Here is a 13,032-nt window from a genome sequence, read left to right as displayed (position 1 = left end):
GTGGAGTTCGACGCGCCACGGGCCGCCGGAGGTTGCAGCGGCGGGAATCCCGGCGGATCGAGCGCTCTGCATGATCTGCGAAAAACACTTGCTGGCGCCATAGCTACCGGTCGGTAATGATGCGTTCATGCGTTACGACGTGCTCGTCATCGGTTCGGGCTTCGGCGGCAGCGTCACCGCGCTCCGGCTGGCCGAGAAGGGCTACACGGTGGGCGTCCTGGAGGCGGGGCGGCGCTTCGCCGACGACGAGTTCCCGCGTACGTCCTGGCGGGCCCGGCGGTTCCTGTGGGCGCCCCGGCTCGGCTGCTTCGGGCTGCAGCGGATCACGCTGCTGCGCTCGGCCGACCGCAAGGCCGGCGGCGGCGTGCTGGTGCTGTCCGGCGCCGGGGTCGGCGGCGGGTCGCTGGTCTACGCGAACACGCTCTACGAGCCGCTCGACGCGTTCTACGCCGACCCGCAGTGGCGGGACATCACCGACTGGCGCGACGAGCTGGCCCGCCACTACGACCAGGCGAAGCGGATGCTCGGCGTCACCACGTACCCGGTCGACACCCGCGCGGACCGGGCCGTCCGCGCGGTGGCCGAGCGGATGGGGGTGGCGCACACCTACCACCCGACGCCGGTCGGGGTGCACATCGGCCGCCCCGGCGAGCGGGTGGCCGACCCGTACTTCGGCGGAGCCGGGCCGGACCGCACCGGGTGCAACCACTGCGGATCGTGCATGACCGGCTGCCGGCACGGCGCCAAGAACACGCTGGTGAAGAACTACCTGTGGCTGGCCGAGCGCCTCGGCGCGCAGGTGCACCCGCTGACCACGGTGACCGCCGTCCGCCCCGACCCGGCCGGCGGGTACGCGGTGCACACCGAACGCACCGGCGCCTGGCTGCGCAAACGGCGCGAGGTGATCCACGCCGACCAGGTGGTCTTCGCGGCCGGCGCGCTCGGCACCCAGCGACTGCTGCACGAGATGAAGGCGGCCGGCGCGCTGCCGGCGCTCTCGCCCCGGCTGGGCGAGCTGACCCGGACCAACTCCGAGGCCATCCTCGGCGCATCGGTGGCGGCCGGCGCGGCCCGCCGGCGCGGCCTCGACTTCACCGAGGGGGTGGCGATCACCAGCTCGTTCCATCCCGACCCGCAGACCCACATCGAGCCGGTCCGCTACGGCAAGGGCTCCAACGCGATGGGCCTGCTCCAGTCGCTGCTGGTCGACGGCGGTCCCCGCCGGGCCCGGCGCTGGCTGGGCAGCATCGTCCGGCAGCCCGTGCTGGCGGCACGGATGCTGTCGGTACGCCGCTGGTCCGAGCGCACCGTGATCACGCTGGTCATGCAGTCGGTCGACAACTCGCTCACCACCCGCTACCGCAAGGGCCGGCTGGTCTCCGGCCCCGGCCACGGCGCGCCCAACCCGACCTGGATCCCGGCCGGCAACACGGCGGTCCGGCTGCTCGCCGAGGAGATCGGCGGCACCCCCGGCGGGGCGGTCACCGAGCCGTTCAACATCCCGGTGACCGCGCACATCCTCGGCGGCGCGGTGATCGGGGCCACCCCGGACGACGGCGTGATCGACCCCTGGCACCGGGTGTACGGCCACCCGGGGCTGCACGTGGTGGACGGCGCGGCGGTCTCGGCGAACCTGGGCGTCAACCCGTCGCTGACCATCACCGCGCAGGCCGAGCGGGCCATGTCGTACTGGCCGAACCAGGGGGAGGCGGATCCGCGCCCGATGCTCGGCTCGGCGTACACCCGGGTGGCGCCGGTCCCGCCGCGGCGGCCGGCTGTCCCCGCGCACGCCCCCGCCGCCCTGCGCTAGGCGGGCGAGCCGGCGGGCCGGCCGCGCCGGTCCAGCCAGGCGACCACCGCGGAATGCGGCACGGTCAGGGCGGCCAGGGCGGCGACAGTCACGGACAGTGGATCGAACGGCCGTCCCGGCCACACCGCCAGCGCCACCGGCACGGCTGCGGCGACCAGGGTGGGCAGGGCGGCGGCTCGCGCGAAGCGACCCAGCGGCGCCCCCCACCGGCCGTCGGCCAGATCGGACCGGTTGGCGGGGTGCGCGCGCAACAACCGGGAGACGTGCCGGGCGGAGTGCCAGGCGGCGAAGTACGCCCCGACGGCCAGCGCGGGTGGCACGGCGGCGAAGAGGGCGACGAGGAGGACCGGTTCGGCGGCGTCGAGGTGACGCCCGCCGCGCAGGTCCCGGACGACCGTGACCGTGCCGGCGACCACCAGGCATCCGAGAGCCAGGAGCCGCAGCCCGGGACCGAGCACCGCCGGTACGCCGGGCGCGACCGCCGCCAGCAGCGGGTCCACCGTCTCGGGCCAGACCAGCAGCGGTACGACCACCGGTGGGCCGCCTCGGGCGAGCACCCCGGCCGGACGGTGGCGGACCGGTCGCCCGTCCCGTTCGGCGTGGAACGCCTCGTCCGCGGCGCCGAAGTGGATCACTGACAGGACGAGGAAGGCCAGCAGTGCCGGTGTCGGCGCGGCCTGGAACGCCACCAGGACCACGGCGGCGACGGCGGCGTAGCCGAGCGGGACGGCCAGCCGGACCCCCGGTGAGCGGGCCCGTGCGGAGCACCAACCGGGCACCAGGTGATCCACCGCCCCGTGTGGCAGGCCGGCGAGCAGTCCGGCCAGAAGGTACGCGGGCGAACTGCCCACGCCCGTGTGACGTGCCAGCGGCGCCAGGGCGAGCAGGCCGGCGACGGTCAGGACGGAGGCGCGTCCCGTACCCGCCGGCGGCCCGGTCGCCGTCCTCTGCGCCGTGGCGGCCGCGAGCCGGCGCCCCGAGGTGTACGGGGGCCCGGTGGGCGTGGTCACGGCGGTCCCGCCACCGCGAGTCCGGTGCGCCGGGCGAGGCCGCGCAGCCGGGCCAGGTCGAAGGCGCCCCAGCCGACCTTGGACGCGATGGAGAGCAGCACGAACAGGGCGGTGTCGGTGGTCGGGCTGAGCAGACCGACGCCGGACGGGCCGCCGAGCCAGACCAGTGGGTACCCCAGCCAGAGGACGGTCAGCAGCGCCGCCGCCTCCACGTAGGCGTGGTGCAGCCCTTCGGGCTGGCGGCGTGCGACGGACCGCAGCGGTCCCCAGATCACCGCGAAGATGCCCGACAGCGCCAGGCTGCCGAGGGTGAAGTACAGGTACCGGCTCCACGTCCCGGCGGCGAGATCGGCGAGGAGGCCGGCGGCGACCATCGTGGCGTTCAGGCCGACCAGTGCGGCCGACAGCCCCGGGTGCCGGCCGGGCAGGGCGTGGGTGGCAGTGAGCGCGAGCGCGACGAGCAGGAGTGAGGCGCTGACCGCCCAGTCGGCGTAGCGGGCCCAGTAGACCGGCTGGCCGCCGGGATCCGTCACCCGGCCGTCGCCGAGGGCCAGGACGGCGTACCAGAGGCCGGACCAGACGGGCACCGCGACCGCGACCTGGTACTCGATCGCGGGGACGCCGCAGGGCCGTGCCCACAAGGCGAGGAAGAGCACCGTCCCGCCTGCCATCGCGGCGACGTAGGACCACAACCACCAGCCGGTCACGCCGCGCTCCGGATCGGAGATCGGCAGTTTCCCGTCGGCGCCGCGCTCACCACCATACGGTAACGGTTGATAAGGGATTTATCTCCCAGTCTGGACGGCCGGAGGCGGGGCACCGGATGAACTTCGAGAACACCCTCTCGTACAACGTGGACCAGTTCACACTGATCTCCCACGTGCTCAGCCTGGGTTTCGCGGTGATGGCGGCCGGGCTGGTCTATTTCCTGGCGACCCGTCGTTCGGTGGCGCCGCGTTACCAGCTCTCGTCGGTGCTCTCGGCAGTGGTGATGGTGTCGGCGTTCTTCGAGCTGCTCCTGCTCTACCAACGGTGGGTGGGCGCCTTCGAATGGGACGGCACGGCCTTCGTCCAGTCCGGCGCCCTGTTCTCCAACGGCTACCGCTACGTCAACTGGTCGATCGACGTTCCGGTGCTGTTGATCCAGCTACTTGTGGTGCTCGGTGTGACGGGCCGCCGGTTCCACCTGACCTGGGTCGCATTCGTCGCCGGCGGGCTCGCCATGATCTACACCGGGTACGCGGGCCAGTTCCACGAGGTGCAGCGGTCGGCGCCGTTCTGGGTGTGGGGGCTGGTCAGCACCGTCTTCTTCGTGTTCCTGCTGGTTCTCGTCGCCCGGACCATCTTCGGCAGCCTGGACCGCCTGCCGCCGACCGCGCGACCACTGGCCCGCGGCGTGTGGTGGCTGGTACTCGTGTCCTGGCTGCTCTACCCCGGTGCGTACCTCATGCCGGCCCTCTGGGACTCGGCCGACGGCGTGGTGGCGCGGCAGATCACGTACACGGTCGCGGACATCACCTCGAAGGTCGTGTACGGCGTCCTGCTCGGGATCATCGCCCGCCGGATCAGCGCGACCGAAGGCTATTCGCCCGCCGTGGCCGACGAGGTCGCCCTGCCCCGCGGGGGGATGACCGGCGGGGGCGGCGCGGCGGGCAGTGGCGGTCGGGACGGCGAGCGCGGCGGGGCCGGTCACGGTCGGTAGGATCGTGGACCATGAGCACGCCTCGCCCCGTCCTCGTGGTGGACTTCGGAGCCCAGTACGCCCAGCTCATCGCGCGCCGTGTCCGCGAGGCGAAGGTCTACTCGGAGATCGTCCCGCATTCCATGCCGGTGTCCGAGATGCTGGCGAAGAACCCGGCCGCGATCATCCTGTCGGGTGGCCCGTCCAGCGTCTACGCACCGGGTGCGCCGCAGATCGACGCCGGGATGTTCGACGCCGGGGTGCCGGTCTTCGGCATCTGCTACGGCTTCCAGGCCATGGCCCAGGCGCTCGGTGGCACCGTGGCGCGCACCGGCAACCGCGAGTACGGCGGCACCCCGCTGCGCCCGCGCCTGACCGAGCCCGGCGTGCTGCTGCGCGACCTGCCGGCCGACCTGCCGGTCTGGATGAGCCACGGCGACTGCGTCACCGAGGCCCCGGACGGCTTCACCGTCACCGCCGAGTCGGCGGGCGCCCCGGTCGCCGCGTTCGAGGACGTGGCCGGCCGCCGCGCCGGGGTGCAGTTCCACCCCGAGGTCGGGCACACCGCGCACGGCCAGGAGATGCTGACCCGCTTCCTGTACGACATCGCCGGCATCGAACCGACCTGGACGCCGTCGAACATCATCGACGAGCAGGTCGCCCGGATCCGTGAGCAGGTGGGCGACAAGGAGGTCATCTGCGGCCTCTCCGGCGGCGTCGACTCGGCGGTCGCCGCGGCGCTCGTGCACCGCGCCGTGGGTGACCAGCTCACCTGCGTGTTCGTGGACCACGGGCTGCTGCGGGCGGGTGAGGCCGAGCAGGTCGAGAAGGACTACGTGGCGGCGACCGGCATCAAGCTCAAGGTGGTCGACGCCCGGGAACGGTTCCTCGGCGCGCTCGCCGGGGTGACCGACCCGGAGCAGAAGCGCAAGATCATCGGTCGGGAGTTCATCCGCGTCTTCGAGGCCGCCGCCCGGGAGATCGCCGCGCACGGCGACGTGGAATACCTGGTGCAGGGCACGCTCTACCCGGACGTCGTGGAGTCCGGCGGCGGCACCGGGACCGCCAACATCAAGAGCCACCACAACGTCGGCGGTCTGCCCGAGGACCTGAAGTTCGCCCTGGTCGAGCCGCTGCGGACGCTGTTCAAGGACGAGGTCCGCACGATCGGCCTGGAGCTGGGGCTGCCCGAGGCGATGGTGTGGCGGCACCCGTTCCCCGGCCCGGGCCTGGCCATCCGGATCATCGGCGCGGTCGACGAGGAGCGCCTCGCCGTGCTCCGCAAGGCCGACCTGATCGCCCGGCAGGAGCTGACCGCGGCCGGCCTGGACCGGGGCGTCTGGCAGTTCCCGGTGGTGCTGCTGGCCGACGTCCGCAGCGTCGGGGTGCAGGGCGACGGGCGCACCTACGGCCACCCGGTGGTGCTGCGCCCGGTCTCCAGTGAGGACGCGATGACCGCCGACTGGTCCCGGCTGCCCTACGACGTGGTGGCCCGGATCTCCACCCGGATCACCAACGAGGTCGCCGAGGTCAACCGCGTGGTCCTGGACGTCACCAGCAAGCCGCCGGGCACCATCGAGTGGGAGTGACGCGGCTCAGGCCGCGGGCGGCGCTGCGGCGTCCGGCCGGGCCGCCTGTGCGCCGGCGTCCGGCCCGGCCGGCGTCTGCGGCGTAGCCGGCCGGACCGGTGCGGCCGGCGGGACCGGCGGCCAGCCCGGCGCGGTGCCCGGTGGGTGCGGCCACGCGGGCGCGCCGTCCGGCTCCTCGGGCATCAGGAACCACATGATCGGGTACGCGAGCGCGGCGAGCCCGCCGGTGAGCACCGTGGCGGTCGCGAAGACCACCCGGACCAGCGTGGGATCGGCGGCGAAGTAGCGGCCGAGGCCGCTCGCCACACCGGCGATCATGCGGTCGCTGACCGGCCGGCGGAGCTGCTTGTACGGGGTCTGGGAGGGGTTCGGGAAGGTCATGTGTCAACGGTCCCGCGCGCTGCGGCGGGCGACCTCGGTGACCGCCCGGACGCCTACCCTGAACCGTCCCTGAGACGCCAGCATAGAGTCAGGAATCTGACTCTTTTCGATGTCGGTAACCCGCTCCGGGGAGAATTTGCTCCCGTGACCACCTCGCTGGAGCCGCTCCGCAGGATCGCGGCATACGCAGTCTGTGCTGACTCAAACGGTCGAGTGTTGCTGGTCCGCGCATCGGAGCGCTCCGGCACCCCCGGCACCTGGTCGCTCCCCGGGGGAGCGGTCGACCACGGTGAGGACCCCAAACACACGGTCGTCCGGGAGACCGCGGCCGAGACCGGGCTCTCGGTGGCGGTCGCCGGCCTCCAGGACGTGCTCGCCGACATGCGGGCGCTGCCCGAGCGGCGCATCACGATCCACACCGACCGGCTCCTCTACACCGTGTCGGTCCGCGGGGGGACGCTCACCGAGCGGGTCGACCGCCCGACCGACCTGGCCCGCTGGTTCACCCTCGACGAGGCCCGGGAGCTGCCGCTGCGGTTGTTCACCGCGCGTGCCCTGGGCCTGCCCACCTCCACCGACGACATCGTGCCGGAGGAGGTGCCCGAGTTCCCCTCGTTCTACGCCGTCCCCGGCCCGGACGGGCTGCACCGGGCGCAGCGCTTCGCCGCGTACGCGGTGGTGACCGACCCGGAGGAGCGGGTGCTGCTGACCCGGGTCTCCGACGGCTACCCGGGTGCCGGCTGCTGGCACCTGCCCGGCGGCGGCACCGACTACGGTGAGCAGCCGGGCGCGGCGCTGATCCGGGAACTGGTCGAGGAGACCGGCCAGACCGGCCGCCTGGTCGAACTGCTCGGGGTGGCCAGCCACCGGGACGCCGCCTCACTCGGCCCGGAGGGCTACCCGATCGACTGGCACGGCGTACGCGCGTTCTACCGGGTGGTGGTCGACCAGCCCGCGCCGCCCACCGTGGCCGACATCGGCGGCTCCACCTGCGAGGCCCGCTGGTTCCGCCGCGAGGAACTCGGCGCCCTCCCCACCGACCGCCTCACCGAGGTGACCGCCGAAGCGGTCCAGGCCGCCCACCTCCTCTGACCGACCCGCTCACACCCGGGCCCCACCCCGGCGATCATGAAGTTGACGGCGCGAAATGTCCGCCTCGCTACCGCTAACCTCATGATCGACGGAGTGGGCGCGGGAGGGGCGGGCTGTGGAGCAGCGGCGGCGTCGAGCACGCCGAGCACCCGGCGACACCGTCGTACGCGAGTTCGCCGAGGAGACCGGTCTGACCGTCGCGCCCGGCGCGATCCGGGCCGCTATCGCCGGCGTGGCCGTGCTGGAGAAGGTCACAGGTCTGTCGATGGCGGACGTGGCGGCGTGGGCCACCGGGCGGCGGGTGACGTGAATCGCTCGCCGAGCCGCTCTGGGTGCCCTCCGGTACAGTCGGAAGTACGGCTGACCGACGAAAACGGGCGTAGAGGCCCGAGGTGGGAATAAGTGGGCGGTTCGCGCGGTTAAGGGAGATATAAGTACCGCCGGCAGCTATCGCCAAGCCCCTGTCCCCTGTGCAATGGTGTACTCCGCAAAAGGGCTGCCGGACCCGAAAGGTCCGGCACGAGACAGCCGGACACCCGCCCCGCAGTGGGCGGCCAGCCGATCCGGTGATGGAGGAAACGTGCCGAGAGCCCCATGGCGCCGGCGTCGTACGACTGACAGTCCGCGCCCCGCAGGGCGTCGCTGGGCGGGCAGGTTGCGCCGCAGCAGTACGTTCGCCCGCCAGGTGCTGCTGGTCCGCGTGGGCCGCCGGGACGGCGCGACCGTCTCGGGGACCGACCGGGTCACCCCCGACCACCGTTACGCCGACCGCCAGCGCCTCCGCTACGGACGGCTCGACACCGACATCGAGACGGTACGCCCGATCAGCCCGGCGCTCGCGCCGACCGCCCCGGTCGACGACGAGTCTCCGGCGATGTCGATCCCGCTTCTGCCGGGTGAGCGCACCGCCGCCCGCCGGGCCAAGTTCGCGCTCGTCAACGCGTGCACGCTGAGCAGCCTCATGCTCGGCATGCTGGCCATCTTCCTGGCCATGCGCGGTGACGTGCAGATCGCCGCGATCTGCCTGATCGCGTGCGTCGCGTTCGACGGCCTCGACGGCGCGCTGGCCCGCAAGCTCGGTGTGGCCAGCCCGTTCGGCGCGCAGATGGACTCGCTCGCCGACATGTGCTCGTTCGGCCTCGCCGCGCCGGTCGTGGTCTACGCCTCGCTGGCCGGTTCGGTGCCGCCGGCGGCCGCCGCGGTCTCCTGCGCGCTCGTCGCCGGCTGCGCCGCGATCCGGCTCGCCCGGTTCAACGTCTCGCCGAAGGACGGCCGCTTCTTCTGCGGCGTGCCCACCACCATGGCGGCGGCGGTGCTCGCCCTGACCGTGGCCATCGGCGTGCCGGTCTCCGGCCTGGTCATGGTGGCCGGCGTGGCGCTGCTCGCCTTCGCCATGGTGTCCAGCTTCCCGTACGCCAAGCTCGCCCGGCTGCTGAAGCTGCCGCCGTGGTTGTGGCTGGCTCCGGTGGTCGGCGCGCTCGTCGACATCCGGCTCACCTTCGCCCTCGTGGTGGTGGGCTACCTGGTCAGCGGGCCGCTGCTCTGGCTGCACCAGCGCCGTACCGCCTGACCCGAGAACGACGGAAGGGGCGCCGCTGCAGCGGCGCCCCTTCCGCGTGTCCGGCGCTCAGCGCCAGCGGGCGATCACCGTCGCGCCGCCGACCACCTTGTCGCCCGGACCGACCAGCGGGTCCGCGGCGTCGGCCGGCAGGTAGACGTCGGTACGCGAGCCGAACCGGATCAGGCCGAAGCGCTCACCCCGGGCCAGCAGCGAACCCACCGGCGCCCGCTGCACGATCCGGCGGGCGATCAGACCGGTGCGCTGCGCCACCACCACGGTGCCGTGGTCGGTGTCCAGCACCGTGTACGCGGCCACGTTGTGCTCGGCGTCCGGCTTCATGGCGTTGACGAACCCGCCGTCGGCGACGAAGTAGTCGACCACCTTGCCGGCCACCGGCGCGCGGTTGACGTGCACGTCCAGCACCGACAGGAAGACCGCGATCCGCAGCCACTCGCCGTCACCGAAGCGCTCGTCCTGCAGGCGCTGCACGGACAGCACCTGACCGTCGGCCGATGCGACGACCGCCGACGGATCCTCCGGCACGTCCCGCTCCGGGTCACGGAAGAACGCGGCCACCGGCGCGGCGGCCAGCGCCGGCAGCAGCCAGAGCTTCGACTTCGGCCGCGCGGCCCGGGCCAGAGCGGCCAGGCCGAGCGTGATGCCGGCCGCGGCCACCCCGTTCGAGTCGATGTGCATGCCCCGGGTCAGCGGCACGCTCGACGGCCGGTACGCCGGGGACAGCGAGGCCGCGAGCGCGACCGGTGCCGGGGTGAACCGCAGGTGGTGCACGCGTACCGGCGGGGTGTTGCGCAGCACCAGGTCGGTGCGCACGCCGTGCAGCACACCCTGCCGGTCCAGCTCGCCGTCGGCGCCCCCGGTGCGGAACAGCGGCGCGGCGACGCTCAGCACCGCACCCTCGGCGAGGTACTTCGCCAGCCCGTCGATCGCGACGCGCGCCTCGTCCGCGGTGCCGGTGAACGGCTCGGCGACGACCACCACCGCGGCAGCGTCGGCCTCGGCGAGGGTGTCGACCACGCGTACCCGGTCGGCGACCCAGCGGCCCTGCGCGGTCACGTGTTCGCGCAGCGCGGCCGCGGCGGCGCCCTCCGCCGGCACCACGGTGAGCCGGTCGCCGGGGAGCAGCGCCTCGATCGCGGCGGCCAGTACCGCGGACTCCGGCGTCGCGCCGACCAGCAGGCCGGCCTTCGGGTCGTTACGCCGGGCGAACTCGCTGACGAGCGTGCGGGCGGCGCGCTCGCCCAGGCGCACCGCACCGGAGGGACCGGTGACGCGCACGGCGGGGGACTGGGTCATGTCGGACGGGCTCCTGACGAGATAGCGAACGGACGCCGGCGGCTCCGGCGACCCGACCGGCGGCTCCGGCATGGTCCTGGTGCGCAGGCCGGCCGGCGGAGGCGAGATCTCCGCCGACCAGCATAGGCCGCGTCCGAAGGTCGCCGCAGTGGCGCGGTCAGGCCGGATCCCCCGGCGTACGGCGCTGCGGAGTCGCCTCGTCGGCCGGTGGATCGAGCGGCGGTAGCTCGCGCGTGGCCGGCTCCGCGGAGTCGGTGGTGGCCTCGGTGGCCCTCTCGTCGGCCCCACCGGCCGTCCCCGTGCCGCCGGCCGTTTCCGCGCCGGCGTCCGGGGAGCCGTACGGCGCCGAGACAGTGACCTCGGGCGCGGACTGCGGCGCGGCCTGCTCCGGTGCGCGGCCCGAGCGCAGCGCGCCGATCAGCCCGAGCAGTCCGATCAGCACCAGCCCACCGGCCAGGAACCAGCCGACCGGGGGTACGGAGAGGCCGAGGATCCGGGCCAGCAGCCACCAGACGGACAGGCCGAGGAAGACGAGTCCGAAAGCGAACGACACGACGTCGGTACGGTGTGCCTTCACCGGGTCACCTCCAGCTTGCCGGCGTTCACGTAAACGTAGAGGCGCAGCTTGCCGCCACCGGGGCCGTCGGCGCCCGGGTCGGTGGTCTCCCACTGGCGACCGCCGAGCCCGCCGCTGCTCCGGCCGAAGACCGTGGCGTCGCCGGCGTTCACGTCGGCCACCGTGGTCACGTCGACGTCCGGAGGTACGACGACTGTCGCGTTGCCGAGGTTCACGTCGACCGTCACCTGGACGTCCTGCTTGTCGAAGTCGATCCCGCGCAGGTCGAGCGTCGCGTCACCGAGGTTGTTCTCGTACCGGTTCGCCAGGTCGCGCAGATCGGTCGGGGCCCAGGTGACGTTGCCGTCCATGCCGCGTACCCGGTCGTAGGACTCGGCGACGGTGGCGATGCCGAGCGCCGCCGCGGTCACCAGGCCCAGGGCGATCAGCCAGCGGGCCCGGCCGAACCAGGTGCCGACGAGCAGGCCGAGGCCGATGGTCGCGAGCACCGCGGCGAAGTAGCCGGCGGCACCGACCGGGAAGACGTCGAGCAGGTCGAGCATGGCCACCACGCCGAGTGCCAGGAAGATCAGCGAGAACGTGATCGCCCCGAGCGGCGAGCGCTCCTTGGGTCGCTTGGGCGGTCGCGGCGGCCGACCCGGTGGCGGCACGGGTGGCGATCCGGCGTAGGGGCCGTGCGGGGCGAACGGCGGCCGGTAGCCGCCGGGCGGCAGCGGTGCGCCCACCGGCGCGGGCGGCGGTACGGCAACCGGCTCCTCCAGCCGGGCACCCGCGTCCCGCGCGCCCGGCCAGGCCGGGTTCGCGCCGTAGGCCGGCCAGGCGGCGGTGTCGGCGACCGGGCCGGTCACCTGCTGCATCGCGACGGTCGTCGGTTCGGACGGGCCCGGCCGGGTGCCGGCCGCGGCGGGCCAGCCCGGCGCCGGCAGCGTCGGGTAGCCGGTGGCGGGCCCGGCGTGGCCCGGCTCGCGCGCCGCGTCGGACGTGGCCGGGTGATCCGGCTCGGACCCCGGCACCGGCGGGTAGCCGGGCTCGGACACGGACGCGGGCGCCGAGGACACGGACGCCGGGGGGTAGCCCGGCTCCGGGCGGCCGACCGGCGGATAGCCGGGCTCGGCGGGCAGGCCGCCGGACGGCGCCGTGTGTACCGGCGGCACGGCCGGTCCGGCCGGTGTGCCGGTCCACTCTGCCGCGGGGGGAGCCGCGGTCCAGGTACCCGGTGCCGGGGCCGGCGGCGCGGGCCAGGCCACCGGTGGCACCGGGCCCGGCGGGGGACCGTGCGGCGGTGCCGGCTGGGCCGGGCGCTGCCCCGGGCCGCGCTGCTCGCGGTTGAGCAGGAGCGCGCCGCCGATCAGGATCACCGCGCCGAGCAGGATCGCCCGGAACCCGTCGGTGACGACGTAGGCGAAGCCGAGCGCCACCACGATGCCGAGCACGATCACCGTGATCGGGGACATGCTGGACCGGCCCCGGCCGAGCATGGCCTCCACCGGTGAGGCGGTGTCGCCCTCGCCGGGGATGATCAGCCAGCTGGCGACGTACACGATGATCCCGATGCCGCCGAAGAAGCCGAGCACGGCCAGCAGCACACGCCACAGCACCGGGTCGGTGTTTGTGGCCCGGCCGATGGCGGCACACACCCCGGCCAGGTAGCGGCCCTCGCGGGGACGTACCAGGCCGTACCGGGTGGTGAAGCCGGCGGCGCCGGGCGGTGGGGCGTACCCACCGGGTGGCGGACCGGCGAACGGCGTGCCGCCGCCGGGCGGCGGGGCCGCCTGGCCGGTCGTGGGCGCCGCTCCCGGCGGGGGCGGCGGGGCGTCCTGTGCTGCCGCCCAGGGGCGGGGCGGACGGGCAGCGTCCTCGTTCATGCCTCCGATACTGCTGCCCCGGCCGCCCGAGCAGCCTCCGGACCCGACCCTGACCCCACCCTGATATCCACCGCCGGTGAAACTCCGGGGCGTCCCCGTGGTCCGGGGCGTCACGGCCGTGTGACGATCGGAGCGTCGGCGCCGCCGGCCCG

The 13,032-nt window shown here is 74.1% G+C and carries 12 protein-coding genes; 6 read left to right on the top strand and 6 right to left on the bottom strand.

What is annotated here, in order from left to right:
* Positions 1-127 precede the first annotated feature (127 nt).
* Entirely contained in the window at positions 128-1,810 is a 1,683-nt protein-coding gene (locus tag GA0070215_RS01270) for an FAD-dependent oxidoreductase (RefSeq protein ID WP_091041043.1), read from the top strand.
* Here the strand turns inward: GA0070215_RS01270 and GA0070215_RS01265 are convergent.
* Together GA0070215_RS01265 and GA0070215_RS01260 are read right to left on the bottom strand one after the other, a co-directional pair.
* The gene (locus tag GA0070215_RS01265) at positions 1,807-2,820 is read right to left on the bottom strand and encodes a Brp/Blh family beta-carotene 15,15'-dioxygenase (RefSeq protein ID WP_018784637.1); all 1,014 of its coding nucleotides are present in this window, start codon (positions 2,818-2,820) and stop codon (positions 1,807-1,809) included. The two genes, GA0070215_RS01270 and GA0070215_RS01265, sit on opposite strands and share 4 nt — an antisense overlap.
* Positions 2,817-3,527, bottom strand: coding sequence for a bacteriorhodopsin (locus tag GA0070215_RS01260; protein WP_091041041.1), 711 nt, complete (start codon positions 3,525-3,527; stop codon positions 2,817-2,819). Before GA0070215_RS01260 ends, GA0070215_RS01265 begins: the two co-directional genes overlap by 4 nt.
* Positions 3,528-3,643: 116 nt before the next feature.
* Here GA0070215_RS01260 and GA0070215_RS01255 point away from each other — a divergent pair, with 116 nt between their 5' ends.
* Positions 3,644-4,522: a bacteriorhodopsin gene (locus tag GA0070215_RS01255; RefSeq protein WP_091041038.1), complete on the top strand. Its 879-nt coding sequence runs from the start codon at positions 3,644-3,646 to the stop codon at positions 4,520-4,522.
* Positions 4,523-4,533: 11 nt separating this feature from the next.
* Positions 4,534-6,090 carry a glutamine-hydrolyzing GMP synthase gene (guaA, locus tag GA0070215_RS01250; RefSeq protein ID WP_091041036.1) on the top strand — a complete coding sequence of 519 codons (1,557 nt, stop codon included), beginning with the start codon at positions 4,534-4,536 and terminating at the stop codon, positions 6,088-6,090.
* A 6-nt stretch (positions 6,091-6,096) separates the two neighbouring features.
* Here guaA and GA0070215_RS01245 read toward each other — a convergent pair whose 3' ends face one another.
* Entirely contained in the window at positions 6,097-6,471 is a 375-nt protein-coding gene (locus GA0070215_RS01245) for a PspC domain-containing protein (RefSeq protein WP_091041034.1), read from the bottom strand.
* A 144-nt stretch (positions 6,472-6,615) separates the two neighbouring features.
* Between GA0070215_RS01245 and GA0070215_RS01240 the strand changes: the two genes are divergently transcribed.
* The 3 genes from GA0070215_RS01240 to GA0070215_RS01235 all read left to right on the top strand — a co-directional run bounded on the left by GA0070215_RS01240 (position 6,616) and on the right by GA0070215_RS01235 (position 9,133).
* Entirely contained in the window at positions 6,616-7,563 is a 948-nt protein-coding gene (locus tag GA0070215_RS01240; protein WP_091041031.1) for an NUDIX hydrolase, read from the top strand.
* 115 nt (positions 7,564-7,678) lie between these two features.
* Positions 7,679-7,873, top strand: a complete 195-nt coding sequence (locus tag GA0070215_RS28795; RefSeq protein WP_244166824.1) for a hypothetical protein — start codon at positions 7,679-7,681, stop codon at positions 7,871-7,873.
* A 345-nt stretch (positions 7,874-8,218) separates the two neighbouring features.
* Entirely contained in the window at positions 8,219-9,133 is a 915-nt protein-coding gene (locus GA0070215_RS01235) for a CDP-alcohol phosphatidyltransferase family protein (protein WP_018784643.1), read from the top strand.
* 57 nt (positions 9,134-9,190) lie between these two features.
* Here GA0070215_RS01235 and GA0070215_RS01230 read toward each other — a convergent pair whose 3' ends face one another.
* The 3 genes from GA0070215_RS01230 to GA0070215_RS01220 form a co-directional block, all read right to left on the bottom strand.
* Positions 9,191-10,438, bottom strand: coding sequence for a phosphatidylserine decarboxylase (locus GA0070215_RS01230; RefSeq protein WP_018784644.1), 1,248 nt, complete (start codon positions 10,436-10,438; stop codon positions 9,191-9,193).
* Positions 10,439-10,595: 157 nt separating this feature from the next.
* Positions 10,596-11,015, bottom strand: coding sequence for a hypothetical protein (locus tag GA0070215_RS01225; RefSeq protein ID WP_091041029.1), 420 nt, complete (start codon positions 11,013-11,015; stop codon positions 10,596-10,598).
* Positions 11,012-12,880 (bottom strand): PspC domain-containing protein, encoded by a 1,869-nt coding sequence (locus GA0070215_RS01220; RefSeq protein ID WP_091041026.1) that lies wholly within the window; start codon positions 12,878-12,880, stop codon positions 11,012-11,014. The genes GA0070215_RS01225 and GA0070215_RS01220 overlap by 4 nt, the downstream gene beginning before the upstream one ends.
* Positions 12,881-13,032 lie beyond the last annotated feature (152 nt).

It is taken from the genome of Micromonospora marina (genome assembly GCF_900091565.1).
Classification (GTDB): Bacteria; Actinomycetota; Actinomycetes; order Mycobacteriales; family Micromonosporaceae; genus Micromonospora; species Micromonospora marina.
Note: the sequence above shows the minus strand (reverse complement) of the source record. Positions and strands in the feature narration are given on the sequence as shown.